We start from the raw sequence: 22,833 nt of genomic DNA, 5'->3' as shown, positions 1-22,833 counted from the left end.
GCCCGGTGTCCACGCAAGCCACAGAGAGGCTCCCCACACGTATGCACGCGAGACCGGACGACGTCCTCCACCTGCACACCCTGGGCCCGAACGGCACCAACCTGGAAGCCGCCTCGCATGAATGGCTGCGCAGGCGCGGTGTCGAGGGCGGCACCGTGACCCTTCACTCCTCCATAGAGGAGGCCCTCGAGGCCGTACCCGACGACGGACGGCACGCTCTGACGGCCTGTGCGGTCTATCCCGCCCTGCACACCCTCGTTTTCGCCAATCTGCACCGGCTGCACATGATCGACAGCTTCGTCATGCCGACGCACAACATGGTGCTCGCCAGCCGCGGTACGGACACCCCGGCCACCGTCGCCTCGCACCCCGCCCCGATGGGCCTGGTCACGCCCGCGCTCGCCCCGGCCAGCGCCGAGGTGCGCGAGGTGCTCAGCAACTCCCAGGCCGCCATCGACTGCGCGGAGGGCCGGGTCGACGGCTGCATCACCACGATCGTCGCCGCCGAGCGGCACGGCCTGCGGGTCCTGCGGGACTTCGGCCCGGTGCCCATGGTGTTCACCGTCCACCAGGTCCTGGCCGTCGAGGCCGGTGCCCTCGCGGGGCAGCCGCTCGCGGGGGCCGCCCGATGACCGCGCCGGCGACCCGCCGCGCCCCGGCGACCGCGCCCGTACCGGACTGCCTGCTCGCCGAGGCCGCGGTGCTCGAGGACTCGCTCATCCCGCTGGTGAACCGCTTCCGTGCCCGGCAGGCCGACGACGGCACGGTGCCCGGGCCGGACGACGCCGACCGCGCGCTGCTCCTGCGGATTCGGGACGAGGGCGCCGCCTGGTACCGGCGCCACGCGCTCGACGGGCAGGCGGAGGCCCTGGAGGCCGACGTCGACGGCTGGCTGGCCGCCGGGCTCGACACCCGCCCCCACTTCGGCCGCTCCCGCGACGCGCTCGCGGCGCCCGCCGACGGTGAGACCGTCTTCTTCCTCGCCCCCGTGCAGACCACCAACAGCGCCCCGCCCGTGGGCAGGCGACTCGACTGCTTCTTCGCCCTGCGCAAGGAGCCGCGGGCCCTGCCCCGGCTCGCCGAGACGTTCCCGCACCCCAAGAACAACTGCCAGGCGCTTGTCCTCATCACCGGCAGCGCGGGCTTCGCACACGGCGCCTGCCTGGTCTTCTTCCCGGAGAACGTGGCCGCCCACGACAAGGTCACCGAACAGCCGTACGCCATGTTCTTCTTCAACAAGATGCGGAAGATCCACGAGACGTACGCCGTCCCGGCCGCGGCCGCCGTCCTCACCGAGGACTCGCTCCCCCGGGCCTCCTCGGGACTGGCCGCCGACGTGTGCTTCGAGGCCCGCTCCGTCTGGGGCTACCTCCACGACTCGATGCACTACCAGGGCCTGTGGCCGTTCGACGAGCACATCTCCCTCAAGACGAACTGGTTCGTCGGCCTCCTGGAGGAGATCAAGGTCGACGCGAAGACCGTCCTCGCGTGCGCCGACAGCGGACTCGTCCCGTACGCCGAGGAGCAGATCGACATGATCCTGCTCGAGCGGATCTTCCGCTATCCGCAGGCCGACGACGCCACCGGCAACTTCGACTCCGGCACCGGGGTCTTCCTCTACTCCTGGTTCCGCGAGCACGGCGCCCTGACCGGCTCCCCCGCCGACGGCGGTCGGCTCCGGCTCGACCGGGCGCGCGCGCTCGAAGCGCTGCGGGAGTACGTCGCCACCATAGAGAAGCTGGAGGCCGAGGTCACCACCGACGACGAGTACCGCGCGGCCGCGAGGGAGCTGGTCCGGCGTCACCTCCCGGCCCCCGAGACCGGGGGACGCCGGCAGCGGTACGCGTTCACGGATGACCAGCTGGTCCTGCGCCGCGCCAAGGACGGCCTGGACCGGCTGCCGCCGCTGGAGTTCGCGCGGGCGGAGTGGTGACGGCGGGGGACGCCGGCGAGCGCGGTGCGGAAGCCGGGGCGCACCGTGGGAACGGCGGCGAGCGCGGTGGGCGGCTGGTCGTCCCCGGCCTCGCGGTGCTCATGGTCGTGCTGCTCGCCACGGGCTGGCTGCTCTCGGGCCACCTGGTCAGCGGCGCGCCCGCGCTCGCCGTCGCGGCCGGGCGCACCGCCGCGAGCTTCCTGGTCATCACGGCCGTGGCGGCGGTGCTCCCCCGCACCTGGGCGGGCGTGCGCACCGCGACCGCCCGCCCCGGGGGCATCGCGCTCCTCGCGTTCCTCGGCTTCTTCGCGTACTACTCGGGCACCCTGCTCGGTACGAGCCGGATCGGGGCCTCCCGGGTCGGTCTGATCGTGTCGCTGCTGCCCTGTCTGACCTTCCTCATCGGGATCGTCGCCTTCCGCGAGCCCTCCACCCGTCGCAAGCTGCTCGGCACCCTGCTCGCCGTGGCGGCCGCCTGCGGTTACGCGGTCGCCGACGGCCGGGCCGGTGGCGCCGAGGTCGGTACGGGCGCGCTGCTGACCGGGGGGCTGATGGCGCTCGGCGGCACGGTCACGTACGCCCTGTACGGCTACGTCTACCGCCGGCGGATGGCGGACGTGCCACCGCTGGCCGCGCTGCCGGCGATCACCGGCGCGGGCACCGTGATGCTGGGGCTCGCGACCGTCCTGTTCGTGCCGCTGGGCGGCATGGACGCGGGCGACTGGGCGGGGATCGCCGTGCTGGGCGCGGTGCTGACGGCCCCGGTCTTCGTCATCTCGCACGAGCTGATCCTGCGCAAGGGGCCGCTGTTCACCTCGGCGGTGGCCCTGGCCGTGCCGTTCCTGGTGCGGCTCGGCGAATGGGCGCTGGGCTCGGCGCAGGCGCCGGGGCCGCTGGTCGTCGTGCTCATCGCGGTCTGCGCGGCCGGGGTGTGGCTGACGGTCGGGGGCCGGCGGGCACCGGAGGGGGCGTCCGAGCAGGCGCCACGGACGGCGTCAGAGCAGGCGGCCCGAACGGCGTCCGGGCAGGCCTCCGGGCAGGCGTCCGGGCCTGCGCACTCTTCCGCACCGGCCGGTGCCCCGGCCTCCACCCCGCTCGGCGCGCCGGGTCCCGCCCTCGACGCCGTGGAATCCTCCTCCCCCAGCCAAGGAACCACCTCATGACCGACGCCGCCCGTCCCACCCTCGTCCTCGTCTTCCAGCGGACCACCCTGCCCTGGGTCTTCGAGGCGGCCGAGCGGGCCGGGATCGACCTCGTCCTGGTCCCCCGCCCCGACGAGGACGTCCCGGCCGACCGGCTGCCGCCCGCCGTCGTCGAGCTGCTGCCGCTCGACCCCGAGGGTGACCGGAGCGGGGCCCTCGACCTGCTGCGCAAGCGGCACGAGGCCCGGCCGTTCCAGGGCATCGCCACCCTCTACGACCCGGCGGTGCCGTTCGTCGCCGAGGCCGCCGAGCTGCTCGGCCTGCCCGGCATCGGCCGCGACACCGCGCTCGGCGCCCAGGACAAGCGGGTGATGCGGGAGCGGCTGACCTCGGCCGGTCTGCACGTCCCCCGGTTCGTACGCGTCGACGGCCCCGACACGGAGCCGGGTCTCGCGGCGGCCGGGGAGCTCGACTTCCCCGTCGTGGTCAAGCCGGCCCACGGCTACTCCAGCCTCGGCGTCACCAGGGCCGACACCCCCGCCGCCCTGCGCGAGGTCGTCGCCGAGGTACGCCGGGTGTGCGCGGCCAAGCTGGCCGACCCGGAGGCAGCGCTGGTCGTCGAGGAGTACCTGGACGGCCCCGAGTTCGCGGTCGAGTCCCTGGCGTACGGGGGGAGGGTCCAGGTCCTGTCCATCGGCTACAAGGGCGAGCCGGAGGGCCCCTACTTCGAGGAGAGCGTCTACCGGGCCCCCGCCGCTCTCCCGGACGCCGTCCGCGACGCCGTGGTCCGCGAGGTCACGGCGGCCCACGCGGCGCTCGGCATCTCCCACGGACCGACCCACACCGAACTCCGGCTGCGCGGCGGCGTGAAGCCGTACCTCCTGGAGATGGGGGCCAGGATCGGGGGCTCGGGCGTCTCCCACTACGTCGCCTCGCACGTCACCGGGATCGACCTGGCGGCCGAGGCGCTGCGGATCGCCGTCGGCGGCGCCCCGTCGTTCACCGCGGTCGACGGACTGCCGGCGCCGGTCGCGGCCGCCGCCAACTACATCGTGCCGTGCGGCGGCCACGGCCGGATCACCGCGCTGCACGGCCTGGACGAGGTGCGCGCCGACCCGCGCGTCGACCACGTGGTGCAGATGCTCTTCCCGGGCGACGTGGTACGCCCGTACCCGGACTTCACCGGCTATCCGGCGTTCGTGATCTCCCGGCACGCCGACACCGCGGAGGCCGAGGAGTTCCACGCGCATCTGGAGCGGGCCATCCGCATCGACTACGCCGACACCCTCGAGGAGGGCGCCTCGTGACCCCCGTACCCTTCGACGACCGGGACGGCACCATCTGGCTGGACGGCTCCTTCGTGCCCTGGCGCGAGGCCCGGCTGCACGTCCTGTCGCACGGACTGCACTACGGCGGCGCGGTGTTCGAGGGCGTCCGCGTCTACGGCGGGCGGCCGTTCAAGTCGGTCGAGCACGCGGAGCGGCTGCGCGACTCGGCCCGCGAGATGAACTACGAGCTACCGTACGCGGAGGCCGAACTCGACGCCGTGACACGGGAGATCGTGCGCAGGGAGGGCATCGAGGACGGTTACGTACGGCCGGTCGCCTGGCGCGGCAGCGAACAGCTCGGCGTCTCCGGCGCGGGCACCTTCGTCCACGTGGCCGTGGCGGCCTGGGAGTGGCCGCACGTCTTCGCCGACGGTGCGCAGGAGCACGGCATCCGCCTGAAGACCTCGCGCTGGCGCCGCCCCGCGCCCGACACCGCGCCGGTACGGGCGAAGGCGGCCTCGCTCTACGCGATCGGCACCCTGGCAAGGGACGAGGCCGAGGCGGCCGGGTACGACGACGCGCTGCTCCTCGACCACCGCGGGCGGCTCGCAGAGGCGACCGGGGCCAATCTCTTCCTGGTCGTCGACGGCGAGCTGCACACCCCGGTCCCGGACGGCTTCCTCGACGGCATCACCCGGCGCACGGTCATCGCGCTCGCCGGGGAGCTGGGGCTCACGGTGCGGGTCCGGCCGATCGAGCCCGCCGAACTCGCCCTCGCCGACGAGGTGTTCCTGACGGGCACGGCGTACGAGGTGCAGCCGGTCAGCGCGGTCGACGACCGGGCCTACGAGGTCGGCAAGACGACCCGGCGACTCGCGGAGGCGTACGGGCGGCTGGTGCGGGAGGGGTAGGTACGGGGCCGGCGGGGTCTCCCGTGGGTCCCGCACGGGGTCCCACCGGTCATCCGATCCCACTGATCGCACTGATCACACTGGTGCGTACGGCGTCCGGGTGACCCGGACGCGTGCGCCGACTGCGTACGCGGGGTGGTGGACGGACACTGGAGGCGGGGAGGCACGCATCGCTGTCGCCGGTCCGAGGAGGCCCGCCATGACCACCGCCGCACCCAAGGTCAGCACCCTGCCGCCGGAGCACCGGGAACGGCTCATGGCCTTCGCCGACGACGTGTACTTCGAGTCGGGTCACCGGCTCTTCGAGGAGCAGGACCGCGCCGAGCGGTTCTGGATCGTCAAGACGGGAGCGGTCACCCTCGACGCCAAGGTCCCGGGCCGCGGCGCACCGGTGATCGAGACGCTGCGGCACGGCGAGCTGGTCGGCCTGTCGTGGCTGTTCCCGCCGTATCTGTGCCAGTCGGGCGGGGAGGCGATGACACCGGTCAGGGCGTACGAGTTCGACGCCACGGCGGTACGGTCCATGTGCCGCACGGACCCCGAGTTCGGCGCGTCGGTGATGTTCTGGGTCGGGCAGATCCTCGCCCACCGTCTGCACGTGACGCGGGTGCGGCTGCTCGACCTGTACGCGCCGCACGGCAGCGGGATCCTGGCCTGAACCGGATCGGACCGATCAGATCTGCTCGGTCGGTCCGATCGGTCCGATCGGTCCGATCGATCAGAGGCGGTCAGATCGGTCAGGGCCGGTCCAGGTCCCGGAGGTACCAGTCGAGCACCACGCCGTCCGCGTGGCTGATCTGGCCGCGGTGGGCGAACCCGGCCCGTCGGGCGACCGCCGCCGCGGCCGGCACGTCGTCCGCGCGGGCCTGGATCACCGCGCGGCGGGCGCCCTCGCAACGGGCGTAAGCGCAGGCGAGGAGGACGGCGCGGGTGGCGAAGCCGCGGCCGCGGGCCTCGGGACGCAGGGCGAACGTCACGTCGACGTCCCCGCGGGCAAGCCCGGTCGCCGCGAACCGCAGGTCGAGGGTGCCGACGAGCCGGCCGGCCCGGATTCCGAAGGCCCGCAGCGGGCCGGTGCCCAGGCGGTCCTCGGGACCGTCGTCGGCCGGGCCCAGCGCTGACAGGGTGACGACTCCGTCGGAGAGCTTCGCATCTTCACGCACCAGGCGATCCTGTCGCCTCTCCGGCCGCACCACAATCGGTATCCGGCCGGACACGCGGAGCAGTCCTGGTACGCCGTCACCCGAAAGGACGGTGGGGACTGTGCGGGAGCCGCGCGGGTACCAGGCTGGGACGGAGACGTGGGGAGGCGGAGAGTGAAGCGAACCGATGGTGGTGGCGCCGGGGCGCGGGCCCGGCTGTTGGCACGGTGCGCGCTGCTGGCGGCGACGGCGGCCGTCGTCGCGCTGTTCGTGCCGTTCGGAGGCGGCGGGCTGCTGATCATCGGCAGCGGACTGCTCGGCCTCGTCCTGTGCGCCGTGGGCACCTGGTGGTTCCTGGCGCACCGGGGGCCCGTGCGGCTGCTCGGGGCGCTCCTCGCTGCCGGTACGCCGGCCGGCATGCTGTTCCTCTACATCGCGAAGGGCCTGTGGCCGACCGCCCTGACCGCGCTCGGCCTGTGGCTGGTGGCCCTGTTCTGCGCCCGTACGGCGCTGCGCCGCCCGCACCGTACCCAGCGGGCCTCGCCCGCGGCGCGCCCCCGGCGGCCCGTGCTCCTGATGAACCCGAGGTCGGGCGGCGGCAAGGTCGAACGCTTCGGCCTCGTCGAGCGCGCCGAGCGGCTCGGGGCGCGGGTGGTGCTCCTCCGAGGGCAGACCGACGTCGCCGCCCTCGCCCGCGAGGCCGTCGTGGACGGCGCCGACCTGCTGGGGGTCGCGGGCGGCGACGGGACCCAGGCCCTCGTGGCGGCGGTCGCCGCCGAACACGACCTGCCGTTCCTCGTCATCAGTGCCGGCACCCGCAACCACTTCGCCCTGGACCTCGGGCTCGACCGCGAGGACCCGGCCCGCTGCCTCGACGCCCTCAACGACGGCGAGGAGCTCCGGGTCGACCTGGGCGACGTGGCAGGGCGGGCCTTCGTCAACACCGTCTCCTTCGGGGTGTACGCGGACGTCGTGCAGCGGCCCGAGTACCGCGACGCGAAGGCGGAGACGGCCCTGAACGTCATGCCCGACCTGCTGGCGGGCGGCGAGGGCCGCCGCCTCGACGCCACCGCCGACGGCACCGAGCTGCCCGGTCAGCAGGCCCTGCTGGTCAGCAACAACCCGTACGCCTCCGCCGACCCGATCGGTTCCACCCGCAGGCCCCGCCTCGACCGCGGGGTCCTCGGCGTCATCGCCATCCGGGTGGACGGGGCCGCGCAGGCGGCCGAGCTCGCGGTCCGCGGCGCGCAGTCCACCGGCCTGAACGTGCTCGCGGCCCGCCGGGTCGAGGTCACCGCCGACACCGGCACCCTCCCGGTCGCCGTCGACGGCGAGGCGCTGACCCTGCCCACTCCCGTCGTGTGCACCCTGCGGCCACGCGCCCTGCGCGTCCTCGTCCCCCGCATGCGGCCCGGAACGGTGCCGCCCGCCCCGAACCTGAAGTGGGGCCGCATCGTGGCCCTGGCCTTCGGCCCCCGAGGAGAGCCCCGATGACCGAGCCGACGACCGAAGCCGCCGTACCCCCAGACGGGCGGAGGCGTTCCGCTGTCCGTGCCGTGCTCTCCGACCTGCGCGCGGTGGACGGGGCCCTGTACGCGGCGGTGGCCGCCACGCCCACGCCGACCCTGGACCGGGGCCTGCGCCGGCTCTCCCATGCGGCCGACCACTCGAAGATCTCCCTCTCCGTCGCCGCCGCCCTCGCCCTGGCCGGCGGCCGGGCCCGCACCGCGGCGGTCGTGGGCGTCGGGGCCATCGCGCTCGCATCGGCCTCCGCGAACCTGCTCGGCAAGCGCCTCGTACGCCGCCGCCGCCCGGACCGGGAGGCGGCGCGGGTCTCCGTCGACCGCCATGTGCGGATGCCCACCTCGGCGTCCTTCCCGTCCGGGCACACCGCCTCCGCGGTCGCCTTCGCCACGGCGGTGGGCGTCGTCCTCCCGGCGGCCGCGATCCCGCTCGGGGCGCTCGCGAGCGCCGTCGGCTACTCACGTGTCCACACCGGTGTCCACTACCCCGGCGACGTGGCCGCCGGCGCCGTCCTCGGCCTGGCGAGCGCCGCCACGGCCCTCGCCGTCGCGAGCCCGGTCCTGCGCTCCGGAGCGCCGGACGGCCCGTTGTCGCAGGTGACGTAGCCACGACTTACCATCGACCGGTGAACGAGACCCTTCCCCCTTGCCCCCAGTGCGCCGGCGTCTACACCTACGAGATGGGCGCGCTCCTCGTCTGCCCCGAGTGCGGCCACGAGTGGGAGGCCTCCGGCGCCGGTGCTTCGGGCGAGAACACCGAGCAGGCGACCGGGAAGGTCGTGAAGGACTCGGTGGGCAACGTGCTCGCCGACGGCGACACCGTGACCGTGGTCAGGACGCTCAAGGTCAAGGGCAGCCCGACCGGCATCAAGGCCGGAACCAAGGTCCGCAACATCCGTCTCGTGGACGGGGTCGACGGGCATGACATCGACTGCAAGGTCGACGGATTCGGGCCGATGCAGCTGAAGTCGAGCGTGGTCAAGAAGGCCTGACGGCGGGCTGTTCTGCGGGGCTGCCTTACGGGAACAAACCGTCCCCGCGTGGGAGTTGAACCAGTACATGACCACCACGCGCTTCGACCCCCGTGAGCTCCTGGCGAAGAGCCGGCTCGGCGTGCTCGCCACCCTCAAGTCCGACGGCCGCCCGCAGCTCTCCCCTGTGCTGCCGTTCTACGACTCCTCGACCGAGACCCTCTACGTGTCGATGACCGAGGGCCGCGCCAAGACGGCGAACCTGCGCCGCGACCCCCGCGCGGCCCTCGAGGTCACCAGCGCGGACGGCCGGTCCTGGGCCACCGCCGAGGGGACGGTGACCCTGACGGGGCCGGGCGCCGACCCCGCCGGTCCGGAGGTCGAGGCCCTGGTGGAGTACTACCGGCTGGCCGCCGGAGAGCATCCCGACTGGGACGAGTACCGGTCGGTGATGGTCGCCGACCGCCGGGTGCTCATGCGGATGAGCGTGGACCACGTGTACGGGCAGCGGATCGGTTGAGGCCCGTACCGGCGCGCCTTCCGGTCAGCCCTTGCGGACCGAGCCGAGGCGGCCGGCCGGGCGCTCGACCGGTTCGTCGCGGGCCTCTGCCCACAGCGAGCGGACATGGCCGAGGTGGCGGTGCATGCACTGCTCCGCGGCCTTCACGTCCCCGGCGATCATCAGGTCGAGCAGCTCCAGGTGCTCCTCCGCCGAGGAGACCAGCTTGCCCGCCTCGTCGAGGCCGGTCAGGCCGTAGAGGCGCGAGCGCTTGCGCAGGTCGCCGACGGTCTCCACGAGACGCTCGTTCCCGGCCAGGCCGAGCAGGCTGAGATGGAAGCGGCGGTCGGCCTCCAGATAGCCGATGAGGTTGTGCTCCCGGGCGTTGGTGACGATCTCCTCGGCGAGCGGTCGCAGCTCCTCCAGCTGCTCGCGGGTGGCGAGGCCGGCGACCCGGCCGACCGTCGGGACCTCGATCAGCATGCGCAGCTCGGTGCACTGGTCGAGCTCGCGCTCGCTGACCTCGGTGATCCGGAAGCCCTTGTTGCGGACCGGCTCGACCAGGCCCTCGCGCGCGAGGTCGAGCATGGCCTCGCGCACCGGAGTCGCGGACACGCCGAGCTCGGCGGCGAGGCCGGGCGCCGAGTAGACGCTGCCCGGCCGGAGTTCACCCGCTATCAGGGCGGCTCGGAGCGCGTGACCGACCTGGTCGCGGAGCCGCTCCTGGGCCTTGATGAGACTGTGCTGCTTCAGGTCACCCACGCTGATCCTCCGAGAACTGGCAGAGGGACAGCGTACAATGTCACGTTTCGCTGCCGGACCCGCCCGTCGCCGCGTCGTGTCCTGTCGCCGCGCCGTACACGGCGACCGCCACGACCAGATCCTCCCAGGCCATCCCGACGCTCTTGAAGAGCCGCGGCGCCGCCCGTTCGGCCGGCGTGCGGCCTGCGACCAGATCGGCCAGGGTTCCCGCGATGTGCCCCGGCCCGACGGCGCCCTCGGCCTCGGGGATCAGCAGGTCCCCTGCTTCGCGCAGCGCCGCCGCCCGCGACTCGACGTACACCTGGGAGCCGCGCACCAGCGCGGTGTCGGTCTCCCGGGCGTCCGGCTCGTGCGAGCCGACGGCGACGACCGTCGCGCCGGGCGACACCTGGCGCCCGTCGAAGAGCGGGGTGCGGGCGGTCGTGCAGCACACCACCAGGTCCGCCGCCGCCACGTCGTCGGCCGTGCCGGTACGGGCCTCCGGCACCCCGAGCGCCCCGGCGTGCCCGGCCAGCTTCCGGCCGGCCTCCTGGTTCCTCGCCACGATCACCGCCGCGGACAACTCCCGTACCGCGAGGACCGCTTCGAGGTGTCCGTACGCCTGCGGCCCCGAGCCGAACAGGACCAGACGCAACGGTCTTCCGGCCGGGGCGAGGTGACGGACCGCCAGGGCGGAGACCGCCGGGGTGCGCAGCGCCGTGAGCGCGGCACCGTCGAGGACGGCGACCGGGCGGAGGGTCACGCCGTCCAGGAGCAGATAGCTGCCGGTGATGCGGGGCAGGCCGCGGGCCGGATTGGCGGGTGCCACGCCGGCGATCTTCACTCCGGCCCAGGACGCGGTCGCCGCGGGCATGAGGAGGAGTTCGCCACCGGGGACGGGGACCGCGGTCCGTTGGGGGCCGGCCTCCGGGTCGAGGCCTTCGCGGAGGGCAGCGGCCAGCGCGTCGACCGCTGCCGCGGGGGAGAGCAGGCGGGCGACGGCCGCGGCGTCGATCCGGAGCAGGGGGCCGCCCGTGGCGTCGCCGGTCACAGGAGGAATCCTGTGCCGAGGGTGTCGTACGGATCCAGCGTGAAGCGGTGCTCGCCCGTGCGGTGGGCCGTTCCCGTCACGTCGGTCACGAGACCGTCCGTGGTGGGTGCGCCTCGGGCGATCCGACCGCTGAACAGCGTGCCGGTGACGGACTCGTGGGTCAGCTCCCCGTCCTGCGACAGGCCGCCCTCGTCGGCCAGGAGGGCCAGCCGGGCCGAGGTGCCCGAGCCGCAGGGCGAGCGGTCGATCTGGCCGTCGGCGAAGACCGTGACGTTGCGCTGGTGCGGGCCGGTCGGGGTGTCGGGCAGCTCCTCGTAGAGGATCACTCCGTACACCCCGGAGAGCAGCCGGCTGTCCGGGTGCCGCGTGGCGGGGTGGCCGGCCAGCGCGGCCCGGATCTCCCGGCCCGCGCGGACCAGTTCGGGCAGGGCGGCCCGTTCGACGGAGAGGCCGAGGGCGTCGGCGGGCAGCGAGGCGTAGCAGGCGCCGGCGTACGCGAGGTCGGCGTGGACCGTGCCGAGGCTCGTGGCGACGGGCACCTTGCGGGCGGTGACCCGGGCCGGGACGTTGCGGAACGTCACGCCGGTGGTGCGGCCTGCGGTGCGGTGCACGGTCGCGGTGACCCGGCCGGAGGGGACGTCGATGCGGACCTGCACGTCGCGGTCGGCGGGGGCCGGGGGCGGGGCGGGTGTGGGCTGGGTGGGCGGGGCGGGTGCGGGTGGGACGGGTACGGGTGGGGCGGGTGCGGGTGGGACGGGTGCGGGTGGGGCGGTCGCTACCAGGCCTGTTTCCACCGCCCAGGCGCCCAGCGCCATGGTGCCGTGGCCGCAGGCCGTCGAGTAGCCGTCCTTGTGCCAGAACAGCACGCCCAGATGTGCGCCGTCGTCGTCCGGGGGCACGACGAAACCGCCGTACATGCCCGCGTGGCCGCGCGGCTCCTGGACGAGCAGGCGCCGCACCTCGTCCAGGGGGCCGCGGCGCGGCGCGGTGCCGTCGCCTCCCGGGCCGAGGAGGGTGGCCCGGCGCTCCGCGACGGTGTCGCCGGGAAGCGCCGGGAGCCCGGCGGCGGCCACGTCGACGATGCGGAAGGGCTCGCCCGCCGTGTGGTAGTCGGTGGTGCGGACCTCGGCGGGAAGTCCCGCCGAGGCCGGGGTGGAGCTCACAGAAGGAACCCTCCGGGGAAGGGGTCGGTCGGATCGAGGAAGTACTGCGCGGTGCCCGTGATCCAGGCCCTGCCGGTGACGGTGGGGACGACCGCCGGGCGGCCGCCGACCGTCGTCTCCGAGACCAGCCGGCCGGTGAACTCGGTGCCGATGAAGGACTCGTTGACGAAGTCGGTGTCCAGCGGCAGCTCCCCTCGGGCGTGCAGCTGGGCCATGCGCGCGCTCGTGCCCGTGCCGCACGGGGAGCGGTCGAACCAGCCGGGGTGGATGGCCATCGCGTGCCGCGAGCGGCGGGCGTCGGACCCGGGGGCGGCCAGGTAGACGTGCTTGAGGCCGGCCACGGCGGGGTCCTCCGGGTGGACCGGACGGTCCGGGCCGGAGTTGACGACGTCCATGAGGGCGAGGCCCGCGGCGAGCAGGTCCTCCTTGCGGGCCCGGTCGAAGGGCAGGCCCAGGGCGTCCAGTTCCACGAAGGCGTAGAAGTTGCCGCCGTAGGCCAGGTCGTACGTGACGGTGCCGAAGCCGGGGACCTCGGCCTTGAGGTCGAGGCCGACGCAGAACGCGGGGACGTTGGTGAGGGTGACGGCCGTGGCGGCGCCGTCCTCGACGCGTACGTCCACGCTGACCAGGCCGGCCGGGGTGTCGAGGCGGACCGTCGTGACGGGTTCGGAGACCGGCACCATGCCGGTCTCCACCAGGACGGTCGCCACGCCGATCGTGCCGTGGCCGCACATCGGCAGGAGGCCGGACACCTCGATGAACAGCACGCCGTAGTCGGCGTCCGGGCGGGTGGGCGGCTGCAGGATCGCGCCGCTCATGGCCGCGTGGCCGCGCGGCTCGTACATGAGGAGGGTGCGGAGCCGGTCCAGGTGCTCGATGAAGTGGAGCCGCTTCTCGGCCATCGTCGCGCCGGGGATCACCCCGACGCCGCCGGTGATCACGCGGGTGGGCATGCCCTCGGTGTGCGAGTCCACCGCGTGGTAGATGTTGCGGGTGCGCATGGGTCGTCCCCCTCGGTCAGTGGTGGCCTTCGGCCAGGGCCTTCTCGGTAGCGGAGCGTACGGCGGTCTCGACCTCGCCGGTGAGCGCCTGGCGAGGCGGGCGGGTGGCGCCGCCGGGGCGTCCCGCGAGGTCCATGGAGAGCTTGATGGCCTGGACGAACTCGGTCTTCGAGTCCCAGCGCAGGAGCGAGTGCAGGGACTTGTAGAGGGGAAGCGCGGTGGCCAGATCGCCGGCGACGGCCGCGTGGTACAGGGCGGCGCAGGAGGCCGGCAGCGCGTTGGGGTAGCCCGCGATCCAGCCCACGGCGCCGGCCAGGGCCAGTTCGAGGAGGACGTCGTCCGCGCCGATCAACAGGTCCAGTTCCGGGGCAAGTTCGGCGATCTCGTAGGCGCGCCGGACGTCGCCGCTGAACTCCTTGACCGCGACGATGTGGCCCTCGGCGTGGAGCCTGGCGAGGAGGCGGGGGGTCAGGTCGACCTTCGTGTCGATGGGGTTGTTGTACGCGACGACCGGGAGGCCGACCCCTGCCACGTCGGCGTAGTGGGCCAGGACCGCGTGCTCGTCCGCCCGGTACGCGTTGGGGGGCAGGAGCAGGACCGAGCCCGCGCCCGCTTCGGCCGCCTGCTCGGCCCAGCGGCGGGACTCCGCGCTGCCGTACGCCGCCACTCCCGGCATCACCCGGGCTCCGTCGCCCGCGGCCTCCACGGCGGTGCGGACGACCCGGGCGCGCTCCTCGTCCGTGAGGGTCTGGTACTCCCCCAGCGAACCGTTCGGCACGACGCCGTCGCAGCCGTTGTCGATCAGCCAGCGCACGTGCTCGGCATAGGCGTCGTAGTCGACGGAGAGGTCTTCTCGCATCGGTAGAGCGGTGGCGACCATGATGCCGCGCCAGGGGCGGGAACTGGTCCAGGGTGTGACGGTCATCGATGACTCCTTTGTAGTGTGTGACATTTTATTGATAGGTGGACGACGGCCACAAGGCCGCGTGCGGGTCGAACTCAGTTCTGGTCGGGTGCGGGCAGAGCAGCCAGGTGGCGGAGGGGGACCGGGCAGGCCAGTGGCCTGCGGTCCGGGGTCGGGGCCGAGCCGCACAGGGCCGATACGGCCGGGCCGCACATACGGCCCTGGCACCAGCCCATGCCTGCCCTGGTGAGGAGTTTGACGGTGCGCGCGTCCGTCGCGCCCAGGTCGTCGACCGCCTCGCGGATCCGGTCCGCCTTCACCTCCTCGCAGCGGCAGATGTCGGTCGCGTCGGTCAGCCAGGTCGTCCAGGCCTTGCCCGGGCGGTGTGCTGCGGCCATCGTGTCGGCGAAGGCTCGCAGGCGGGTCTTGCGGCGTCGGAGACGGTCGGTGGCGTGCGCGGGTGGCGTGGAAGCCAGCGTCGCCGCGATGGAGTGTGCCGCCAGTTCGCCCTCCACCAAGGCCAGTTGCGCGCCGCCGATGCCACCCGTCTCGCCGGCCGACCAGATGCCGGGCACCGAGGTGCGCTGGTCGGCGGTCAGGTCCAGGGCGACCGTGCCGTCCCGGGCCGTCCGGGTCGCGCAGCCCAGGGACGTGGCCAGGGAGAGTTCGGGGACCAGACCGTGGCCCACGGCCAGGGCGTCGCAGGGGATCCGGCGGGCGGTTCCCTCGATCGGGCGCCACGCGTCGTCGAGCCTCGCGACCGTGACCGCCTCGACGCGGTCGGTGCCGTGGGCCTCCACCACGGCCTGGCTGGTGAGGAGTCGTACGTTGTGGCGGGCCAGCTCGGTGCCGTATCGGGCTGCCTCCACCAGCTTGGCCGGGTTGCGGAGCAGGGTGGTCGCGTGGCGGGCGTATCCGGTGTAGCTGCTTGCCTCGACCACCGCGGGTACCCGGGCACCCGCGGCTGCCAGTCCGGCGGCCACGGCCAGGAGCAGGGGGCCGCCGCCCGCCACGACGATCCGGCGGCCGGGGAGTACCAGGCCGCTCTTCAGCATGGCCTGCGCTCCGCCGGCGGCGAGGACGCCCGGCAAGGTCCATCCCGGGAAGGGCAGTTGGCGTTCGTATGCTCCCGTGGCGAGGATCACGGTCCGGGCGGTGAGGGAGCTCGCGCTGCCATCGTCCTTGCGGGCGTGCACGGTCCATGCCTTGCCGTCGGGCGCCACCGTCCAGACGTGGTGGCCCGGCTGGTAGGTGATCCGGCCTGTTCCTTCGTGCGCGCGCAGGCGGGCCTCGCGGGTCGCGAAGGCCGCCCAGTCGTGGTGCAGCGCCTGGGGGCGGGCGGCGCCCAGTTCGGGGGCGGGGTGGCGGTAGTACTGGCCGCCGGGGCGCTGCGCGGCGTCCAGGAGGACCACGGCGAGGCCCAGGTCCGCGGCGGTGACGGCGGCGGCCAGGCCGGCGGGGCCGGCGCCTACGATCGCGACATCAGCAGCCGAGTTCGGCACGGCCGGTTCCCTCCTGGGTGGTGACGGTGTCGCCCGGGCGGGCCGGGATCAGGCAGGCGCGCTGGTTGGGGCGGCCGTTGACGGTGACCAGGCAGTCGTAGCACTGGCCGATGCCGCAGAACGCGCCTCTCGGTGCGTCGCCGTCCCGGGTGGTGCGCCAGGCGAGGATGCCTGCGGACCACAGGGCGGCGGCTACCGACTGGCCTGCCTGGACCGGGAGTTCGGTGCCGTCGAAGGTGAGGCTGTACGTGGCCCGGGGGGCGCCGCCCACCAGGTCGCGCGGGGTGCTCATCGGGGGCTCCTTCGGGGTACGTGGCGGACGCGGAGGAGGTCGGTGCACGCCGGTCATCGGTCGCCGCCGGGTGCGTGGTCATCGAAGTCACGGGCCGGGCTGAACGGGGTGGGGTCCAGGGGAGGGTGGGTGCCCGTGAGGGCGGCTGCGATCAACGCGCCCGTCGCCGGGGCCAGGCCGATGCCCGCGCCCTCGTGGCCGCAGGCGTGGTACAGGCCCGGAACCCTCGGGTCGGGGCCGATGGCCGGGAGGTGGTCAGGCAGGTAGGGGCGGAAGCCGTGGTAGACGCGGACGATGTCGACGTCCGCCAGGAAGGGGAAGAGCGTTGCTGCCTGGGTGGCCAGGCGGCGGAGGGCTTCCGTGGAGAGGGCGCGGTCGAAGCCCACGCGTTCGCGGGTGGCGCCGATGAGGACCGGGCCGGCAGGGGTGCCCTCGACGACCGCCGAGGACTGGAGGGATGCCGAGCCGCTCGCCACGTCCGCGATGTAGTCGGCGGCGTAGACCTTGTGCCGGACGACCCGCGGGAGGGGTTCGGTGACCAGGACGAAGCCTCTGCGGGGCAGGACGGGGAGGTGGGCGCCTGCGCGGTGGGCGATCTCGGCGCCCCACGTGCCGGCGGCGTTCACGACGATGGGGGCGAGCAGGTCGCGGTGGGGGGTGCGGACGCCTCGGACGGCGCCTGTGGTGGGGTCGCGGAGGACATGCGTCACCTCCTCCCCCAGGTGGGTCTGCGCTTGGGCGGCCGCCAGGAGTCTGGCCGCGGCCTTGGCCGGCTGGACCTGGGCGTCCTGGGGGTAGAGGAAGCCGCCTGCCTGGCCGGGGGCCAAGTGGGGCTCGAGGTCGGCGAGCCGGTGGCCGGGGATCTCCTCGGGTGTCACTCCGGCCGCCCGTTGGCCCTCCGCGAAGGTGCGGAGGGCCTTGAGGGTGGTCTCGTCGGGCGCCACGACGAGACCGCCCTTGGGCTCGTACTCGATGTCCGGCGGGAGTGCGTCGGACAGTTCGCGCCAGAGTCTCGTGGACAGCAGCGCCAGGTCGAGCTCGGGGCCCGCCTCCTTGTCGGAGACGAGCAGGTTTCCTTCCCCGGCGCCGGTGGTGCCGCCCGCGACGGGACCGCGGTCGACGACGGCGACGGTGAGGCCGGAGCGGGCCGCGTAGTAGGCGCAGGCGGCTCCGACGATGCCGGCACCGATGATCACGGCGTCCAGGGAGTGTCTCTTGGGCACGACAGTAATATGTCACATTCTTCAGGCGGTGCCCAGGCCTTCGGGGGCCTGGGCACCGGATTGATGGGCTGTCAGCTGCGGAGCGGGCCCTCGCAGCGGTACGTGGAGGTGCCCGCGACGTTGTTGGACCAGATCTCGACGGGGCCGAAGGAGCAGTTCATGTCGGCCAGGTTGTTCGAGGCCGGGGCCGCGCGGTCGAGGAGGAAGTAGTCGACCGTCTCGGACATGTCCTTGAAGACCTTGTCCTCGTTGCGGGCGTCCGTGAGGTTCGCGGTGATCCGTCCGGTGCAGACGAAGCGCTTCTTGCCCGGGTCGCCGTTCTCCACGCAGTCCGGGTTGCTGTAGGTCGCGGCGGAGAACGAGGTGCGGACGGCTGCTGCCGTCGCGTCGCGCAGCCGGTCGTTCGGGGTGTAGGTGGTGTTCGGCACGTAGAGGCGGTCCACCTGGGCTATCTGCGCGTCCAGGAAGCGGTCGTAGGCTGCCTGGAGGCCGGTGTCGGCGCTCAGCCGGTCGCGCCAGGCGTCGTACCCGGCCACGTCGTTCGCGCGGAGGTGGGTGTACATCTCGCGGAGCAGGCCGGGGCGCTCGGTCCACAGGAACTCGAAGAACGTTCCCGCGTAGTTGTAGAAGCGGAAGCCGTCGCCGTCGTAGGTGGCGTGCAGGAGCCGGCCCACGCTCATGCGCGGGCCGCCGCCGGCGGTGTCGTTGATGATGCCGCGGACCAGGGACTTGCGGACGGCGATGCCGTTGTCGCGGGTGGCGCCGTCGAAGAACTCGGCGGTGCCTTCGTCCATGGCGGTGGTCCGGTCGTTCTGGTACCAGGGGCCCTCGCCGAAGAAGCCGGGGACGGCGAAGCGGCCGTTGAGGTAGTGGGTGTACTCGTGCCGGAAGAGCTCTTCGAGGGTGAGGGACGAGTCCTGCGGGACGCGGCGCTGGTAGGTGTAGAAGGTGGCGCCGTTCTCGATGTAGATGCCGCCGTTGTTGGTGCTGTAGCCGGTGAGGATCGGGTGGTAGTTCTCGTAGTCGGCGCGGGAGGCGTAGAGGACGATGTTCAGGGTGGTGTTGGGGTCGCCGGCGAGCGGCTGGTCGGTGCCCAGCACGCGGTGGTAGTGCGACTTGACCTGCTTGCTGGCGTAGTAGAGCTGGTCGACGGTGGCCCGGTCGAGGGCCGTGCGGACCTTGATGCCGCCGTTGTCGTACGTGTACGTGTACGGGAAGAGGCGCTTCTCGATGTCGGCCTTGCAGACGTTGTAGGGGGCGCAGGCCTCGTAGAAGTTGAGCCAGGAGACGAGCTTGGCCCACGGTTCGCTGCCGAAGCCGGACTCGACCGGGGCGAGGAGCGATCCGAGGTCGGCGACGATCCGGTCCTTGAGTCCGTCGATCTGGCCGAAGCGGCCGTACTCGCCCAGCGCGTCGCGCACCACCCAGGCGTTGGCGGTGCCCTTGAGGTGGGTGTAGCCGGAGAAGGCCTTGAACGCGGCCCGGTACGACGGGTCGGCCTTGGCGGCGGCGTGGAAGGCGGCGTCCTGGTTGCCCGGGTAGACGCCCAGGTAGTTGACGGACAGGGCGGCGAGGGCCGCGCCGCCCCAGGTGGCGTCCTTGTTGGTGGCGGGGTGCGCGCCGTCCATCGTGGCGAGCACCTTGACGATGAGGCCGAGCTGGTGCTGGCGCAGGCCCGGGGCGCTGCCGGCGTAGAGGGCCTCGCGCAGGGTGCGGGCGTTGGAGGCGGTGGCGTCGAAGGTGCGGGCGGCGTTGCCGAAGTCGGCTATCGCGCGGCGCATGGCGTCGACGGTCGGGGCGTCGGTGACGTCGATCTCGGTGCGCGAGTAGTCGTGGTAGGCGACCGCGTGGAGGTACGTGAACATCTCCTCCAGGTGGGAGGAGTTGCGGCCGTCGTGGGCGGCGGCGAGGGAGGAGATCCGGCGGGAGACGGCCTGCACGTGGGCGTCGGACATCACCGGGGCGAGGCGGGCGTCCCAGGTCCAGATGAGGTTGCGCAGGCAGCCGTCGGCGAGGACGTTCGGGTCCGCGAGGAAGTCGGCGAACTGCTCCGGCGACAGGCCCTTGATGCCGTCGAGCGTGCAGGGGACGCCGGCCGCGAGCCTAGGGGCCTCGGCGGTCCTGGCGGCCTTCGTGGCGGCGCTCTTCGCGGGGCCCGCGACCTTGGGACCGGCGCCCGTACCGCCCGGGGCGGGGGCCGGGGCGGGCGTGACGGTCCGGGCGTCGGCGAGGTGCTCGACCTCGTCGAACGGGTTGGCGCCGGCCGGGGCGAAGGCGGTGGGCGCCTGCGCCGGGCGCTCGGGCGCCTGGCCGAAGGACTGGCCCGCGGAGGCGACGAGGGTCACCGCGACGGCGGTGGCGAGGAGGGAGGAACGCACAGCTCTGTGCTGGGTCACCTGAAGGCTCCTGGTCGGGGAGTGGGGGTGGGGGATGCGGCCAACGTCCCGGGCTCACAAGGGACTTGACGGAGAAAGGTCCGCCGCCGCGTGAGCTGTAACATAGTAATGTGAAATTGCACTGACAAGACCTGTGCAGTCATCAGTTCGTTCTTCGACGCACTGGGGGTGGCCTCGCGCCCCGCTCACCGTCCCGGCGGTTACCCTGTCGCCCCTGGTGGAGCGGATGCGAGGAGGAACCATGGCGCGGATGCCGTCGGGCGAGCGGCGTCGGCAGTTGGTCGAGGCGGCGGTCCGGGTGATGGCCAGGGACGGGGTGGCGCGGGCCACCACGCGGGCGATCTGTGCCGAGGCCGGGGTGTCGCTGAGCGTCTTCCACTACTGCTTCGACTCCAAGCAGGCGCTCCTGGAGGCTGCGATCGAGTCGATCACGGGGAGCTACGTGGCCCGCGTCATGTCCGCCGTCGAGCCGAAGGTGACGCTGCGGGAGACGGTGCGGGGGGCTCTCGGGACGTACTGGGACCACGTCGTCACCCACCCCGCCGAGCACATGCTGACCTACGAGCTGACCCAGTACGCACTGCGCGAGGAGGGGTTCGAGCATCTCGCGCGTGCGCAGTACGAGCAGTACGTCGCCTCGGCGGCCACCCTGATCCGGCAGGTCTGCGCGCTGCGCGGGCTCACGCCGAAGGTTCCGCTGGAGCTGCTCGCCCAGGTGCTCGCGGCGACGATCGACGGGCTCACGCTGCAGTTCCTCGTACTCGGTGACGAACGGGCCGCCGAGGCCCTCCTCGATGCGACCGCCGATCACCTCGTGGGGCTGATGGACGGTTGATGACTCGTCAGTAGGTCATTTGACCCGGACCCTTGACTCGCTGCGCGATCCTCGCGATCCTCGGGGCCGAGCCGCCGTTACCGCAAGAAACACCGACGGCCACAGCCCGGCATCCCCCACGATCGAAGGCATCGCTGACCATGAATCGACCAACAACGCGCAAGCCGGGCGGCCGGTTCGCCCTCGTCGCCCTGTTCATCGCCCTGGCCACCGTCGTCTTCGGTGCCGGGCCGGTCCCCGCGGCCGACGCCGGCGGTTCCTGGTGGGAGCCCACCGCCCGGCCGGCCGCCGACTCGCAGATCAACGTCACCGGCGCGCCGTTCAAGGGGACGGACGCCCAGGGCAAGGTGCGCGGCTTCGTCGACGCGCACAACCACCTCATGTCGAACGAGGGCTTCGGCGGCCGCATGATCTGCGGCAAGACGTTCTCGGAGGGCGGCGCCGCCGACGCGCTGAAGGACTGTCCCGAGCACTACCCGGACGGCTCCGGCGCCCTCTTCGAGCACCTCACCGGTGGCGACGACGGCCACCACGACCCGGTCGGCTGGCCCACCTTCAAGGACTGGCCCGCCCACAACTCCCTGAGCCACCAGCAGAACTACTACGCCTGGGTCGAGCGCGCCTGGCGCGGCGGACAGCGCGTGCTGGTCAACGACCTGGTGACCAACGGCCTCATCTGCTCGCTGCTGCCCCGTGACCGCGGCTGCGACGAGATGGACGCCATCCGCCTGGAGGCCCGCAAGACGTACGAGATGCAGGACTACGTCGACACGATGTACGGCGGCCCCGGCAAGGGCTGGTTCCGCATCGTCACCGACGCCGCGCAGGCCCGCTCCGTCATCGAGCAGGGCAAGCTCGCCGTCGTCCTGGGCGTCGAGACCTCGGAGCCCTTCGGCTGCAAGCAGATCCTGGACTTCGCCCAGTGCAACCAGGCGGACATCGACAAGGGCCTCGACGAGCTGTACTCACTGGGCGTGCGCAGCATGTTCCTCTGCCACAAGTTCGACAACGCGCTGTGCGGCGTCCGTTTCGACTCCGGGACCACCGGCGTGGCCGTCAACATCGGCCAGTTCCTGTCCACCGGCACCTTCTGGGCCACCGAGAAGTGCACGGGGCCGCAGCACGACAACCCGATCGGCCTGGCCGCGCCGCCCGCCATGGCCGCCAAGCTCCCGGCCGGGGTGAGCGTCCCCTCGTACGCCTCCGACGCCCGCTGCAACACCCGCGGGCTGACCAGGCTGGGCGAGTACGCCCTGAAGGGCATGATGCAGCGCGGCATGATGCTGGAGCTCGACCACATGAGCGTCAAGGCCGCCGGGCGCGCCCTGGACATGCTGGAGGCCGAGGAGTACCCGGGCGTGCTGTCCAGCCACAGCTGGATGGACAGCGACTGGACCGAGCGGGTCTACCGCCTCGGCGGCTTCGTCGCCCAGTACATGAACGGCGCCGAGAGCTTCGTCGGCGAGGCCGGGCAGAAGGCGGCGCTGCGCAAGAAGTACGGGGTGGGTCTCGGTTACGGCACCGACATGAACGGGGTCGGCGGCTGGCCGGGGCCGGTCGGCGTGAACGCACCGAACGCGGTGAAGTACCCCTTCCGCAGCTTCGACGGCGGCGCGGTCCTCGACCGCCAGGTGACCGGTCAGCGCACCTGGGACCTCAACACCGACGGGGCCGCGCACAACGGTCTCGTGCCCGACTGGATCGAGCAGATCCGGCTGTCCGGCGGGCAGGGCGTGGTGGACGAGCTGGCCGGCGGCGCGGAGTCGTACCTGACGACCTGGAAGGCGACCGAGAAGCACGAGATGGGCGTCAACCTCGCCTCGGGAAGGCCGACTTCGGCGAGCACCACCCAGTGGTGGAACCCCTTCGTGAACTACTCCTCCGGTCTGACCGTCGACGGTGACACCGGCACCCGCTGGGCCAGCGAGTGGTCCGACGACCAGTGGGTGCAGGTGGACCTGGGCGAGGCGCGCCGGGTCGGCCAGGTCACGCTCGACTGGGAGACCGCCTACGCGCGGGAGTACCGGATCGAGCTGTCGGACGACGGCGCCGGCTGGCGGACCGCCTGGTCCACCCAGGCCGGCGACGGCGGCTACGACACGGCGGAGTTCCCCTCGCAGTCGGCCCGTTACGTGCGGATCCACGGGGTGAAGCGGGGGACCCAGTGGGGCTACTCGCTCTACGAGGTGAAGGTCACCCGATCCTGACGCCGTAGCGCGTACGCGAAGGGGCCTGCCGGATGTGGGCGGTTTCTAGCGGTCGTTGCAACACACGGTTGTGTTGATCAAGCCGTGAGCAGTTTATGCAGGCGCTCGGCTGGGGTTTCCCAGCCGAGC

The 22,833-nt window shown here is 73.0% G+C and carries 22 protein-coding genes; 12 read left to right on the top strand and 10 right to left on the bottom strand.

The features are described from left to right. Positions 1–41: 41 nt before the first annotated feature. The 6 genes from ACIGEZ_RS28605 (at position 42) to ACIGEZ_RS28580 (ending at position 5,912) form a co-directional block, all read left to right on the top strand. Entirely contained in the window at positions 42–632 is a 591-nt protein-coding gene (locus tag ACIGEZ_RS28605; RefSeq protein WP_399836463.1) for a prephenate dehydratase domain-containing protein, read from the top strand. Next, positions 629–1,933, top strand: a complete 1,305-nt coding sequence (locus ACIGEZ_RS28600; RefSeq protein ID WP_399836461.1) for a DUF6421 family protein — start codon at positions 629–631, stop codon at positions 1,931–1,933. The genes ACIGEZ_RS28605 and ACIGEZ_RS28600 overlap by 4 nt, the downstream gene beginning before the upstream one ends. Further along, positions 1,930–3,096, top strand: a complete 1,167-nt coding sequence (locus ACIGEZ_RS28595; RefSeq protein WP_399836459.1) for a DMT family transporter — start codon at positions 1,930–1,932, stop codon at positions 3,094–3,096. Before ACIGEZ_RS28600 ends, ACIGEZ_RS28595 begins: the two co-directional genes overlap by 4 nt. Next, positions 3,093–4,382, top strand: coding sequence for an ATP-grasp domain-containing protein (locus tag ACIGEZ_RS28590; protein ID WP_399836457.1), 1,290 nt, complete (start codon positions 3,093–3,095; stop codon positions 4,380–4,382). The genes ACIGEZ_RS28595 and ACIGEZ_RS28590 overlap by 4 nt, the downstream gene beginning before the upstream one ends. Then, a complete protein-coding gene (locus ACIGEZ_RS28585) occupies positions 4,379–5,254 on the top strand; it encodes a branched-chain amino acid aminotransferase (protein ID WP_399836454.1) in 876 nt (291 codons plus the stop codon). The genes ACIGEZ_RS28590 and ACIGEZ_RS28585 overlap by 4 nt, the downstream gene beginning before the upstream one ends. A 199-nt stretch (positions 5,255–5,453) precedes the next feature. After that, positions 5,454–5,912 (top strand): Crp/Fnr family transcriptional regulator, encoded by a 459-nt coding sequence (locus ACIGEZ_RS28580; protein WP_399836452.1) that lies wholly within the window; start codon positions 5,454–5,456, stop codon positions 5,910–5,912. A gap of 79 nt (positions 5,913–5,991) precedes the next feature. On the opposite strand, the gene ACIGEZ_RS28575 is transcribed toward ACIGEZ_RS28580, so the two are convergent. Next, positions 5,992–6,417: a GNAT family N-acetyltransferase gene (locus ACIGEZ_RS28575; RefSeq protein ID WP_399836450.1), complete on the bottom strand. Its 426-nt coding sequence runs from the start codon at positions 6,415–6,417 to the stop codon at positions 5,992–5,994. A gap of 153 nt (positions 6,418–6,570) precedes the next feature. On the opposite strand from ACIGEZ_RS28575, the gene ACIGEZ_RS28570 reads away from it, so the two are divergent. The 4 genes from ACIGEZ_RS28570 (at position 6,571) to ACIGEZ_RS28555 (ending at position 9,410) form a co-directional block, all read left to right on the top strand. Next, a complete protein-coding gene (locus ACIGEZ_RS28570; RefSeq protein ID WP_399836448.1) occupies positions 6,571–7,890 on the top strand; it encodes a diacylglycerol kinase family protein in 1,320 nt (439 codons plus the stop codon). Beyond that, positions 7,887–8,525, top strand: coding sequence for a phosphatase PAP2 family protein (locus tag ACIGEZ_RS28565; protein ID WP_399836446.1), 639 nt, complete (start codon positions 7,887–7,889; stop codon positions 8,523–8,525). The genes ACIGEZ_RS28570 and ACIGEZ_RS28565 overlap by 4 nt, the downstream gene beginning before the upstream one ends. Positions 8,526–8,545: 20 nt before the next feature. Beyond that, complete coding sequence (locus tag ACIGEZ_RS28560) at positions 8,546–8,911, top strand: zinc ribbon domain-containing protein YjdM (protein ID WP_399836443.1); 366 nt, start codon at positions 8,546–8,548, stop codon at positions 8,909–8,911. A 67-nt stretch (positions 8,912–8,978) separates the two neighbouring features. After that, positions 8,979–9,410, top strand: coding sequence for a PPOX class F420-dependent oxidoreductase (locus ACIGEZ_RS28555; RefSeq protein ID WP_399836440.1), 432 nt, complete (start codon positions 8,979–8,981; stop codon positions 9,408–9,410). Between the two features lie 24 nt (positions 9,411–9,434). Here ACIGEZ_RS28555 and ACIGEZ_RS28550 read toward each other — a convergent pair whose 3' ends face one another. The 9 genes from ACIGEZ_RS28550 to ACIGEZ_RS28510 form a co-directional block, all read right to left on the bottom strand. Continuing rightward, positions 9,435–10,151: a GntR family transcriptional regulator gene (locus ACIGEZ_RS28550; protein ID WP_399836437.1), complete on the bottom strand. Its 717-nt coding sequence runs from the start codon at positions 10,149–10,151 to the stop codon at positions 9,435–9,437. Between the two features lie 40 nt (positions 10,152–10,191). Beyond that, on the bottom strand, positions 10,192–11,181 hold the full coding sequence (locus ACIGEZ_RS28545; RefSeq protein WP_399836434.1) for an ornithine cyclodeaminase family protein: 990 nt from the start codon (positions 11,179–11,181) through the stop codon (positions 10,192–10,194). Continuing rightward, complete coding sequence (locus tag ACIGEZ_RS28540) at positions 11,178–12,344, bottom strand: proline racemase family protein (protein WP_399836431.1); 1,167 nt, start codon at positions 12,342–12,344, stop codon at positions 11,178–11,180. The genes ACIGEZ_RS28545 and ACIGEZ_RS28540 overlap by 4 nt, the downstream gene beginning before the upstream one ends. Next, positions 12,341–13,345, bottom strand: a complete 1,005-nt coding sequence (locus ACIGEZ_RS28535; protein ID WP_399836429.1) for a proline racemase family protein — start codon at positions 13,343–13,345, stop codon at positions 12,341–12,343. The genes ACIGEZ_RS28540 and ACIGEZ_RS28535 overlap by 4 nt, the downstream gene beginning before the upstream one ends. 16 nt (positions 13,346–13,361) lie before the next feature. Beyond that, positions 13,362–14,270: a dihydrodipicolinate synthase family protein gene (locus ACIGEZ_RS28530; protein WP_399836427.1), complete on the bottom strand. Its 909-nt coding sequence runs from the start codon at positions 14,268–14,270 to the stop codon at positions 13,362–13,364. 74 nt (positions 14,271–14,344) lie between these two features. Next, positions 14,345–15,751, bottom strand: coding sequence for an FAD-dependent oxidoreductase (locus ACIGEZ_RS28525; RefSeq protein WP_399836424.1), 1,407 nt, complete (start codon positions 15,749–15,751; stop codon positions 14,345–14,347). After that, a complete protein-coding gene (locus tag ACIGEZ_RS28520; RefSeq protein WP_399836421.1) occupies positions 15,732–16,043 on the bottom strand; it encodes a (2Fe-2S)-binding protein in 312 nt (103 codons plus the stop codon). Before ACIGEZ_RS28520 ends, ACIGEZ_RS28525 begins: the two co-directional genes overlap by 20 nt. Before the next feature lie 53 nt (positions 16,044–16,096). Then, complete coding sequence (locus ACIGEZ_RS28515) at positions 16,097–17,266, bottom strand: NAD(P)/FAD-dependent oxidoreductase (protein ID WP_399836418.1); 1,170 nt, start codon at positions 17,264–17,266, stop codon at positions 16,097–16,099. Between the two features lie 71 nt (positions 17,267–17,337). Continuing rightward, a complete protein-coding gene (locus ACIGEZ_RS28510) occupies positions 17,338–19,662 on the bottom strand; it encodes a collagenase (protein ID WP_399836416.1) in 2,325 nt (774 codons plus the stop codon). A gap of 241 nt (positions 19,663–19,903) precedes the next feature. Here ACIGEZ_RS28510 and ACIGEZ_RS28505 point away from each other — a divergent pair, with 241 nt between their 5' ends. Both ACIGEZ_RS28505 and ACIGEZ_RS28500 read left to right on the top strand, forming a co-directional pair. Next, positions 19,904–20,497, top strand: a complete 594-nt coding sequence (locus tag ACIGEZ_RS28505) for a TetR/AcrR family transcriptional regulator (protein WP_399836413.1) — start codon at positions 19,904–19,906, stop codon at positions 20,495–20,497. A 140-nt stretch (positions 20,498–20,637) separates the two neighbouring features. Beyond that, the gene (locus tag ACIGEZ_RS28500; protein ID WP_399836410.1) at positions 20,638–22,704 is read left to right on the top strand and encodes a discoidin domain-containing protein; all 2,067 of its coding nucleotides are present in this window, start codon (positions 20,638–20,640) and stop codon (positions 22,702–22,704) included. Positions 22,705–22,833 lie beyond the last annotated feature (129 nt).

The sequence above is a fragment of the Streptomyces sp. NPDC085481 genome (genome assembly GCF_044541845.1).
Lineage (GTDB): Bacteria > Actinomycetota > Actinomycetes > Streptomycetales > Streptomycetaceae > Streptomyces.
This window is presented reverse-complemented; position numbering and strand designations above follow the sequence as displayed.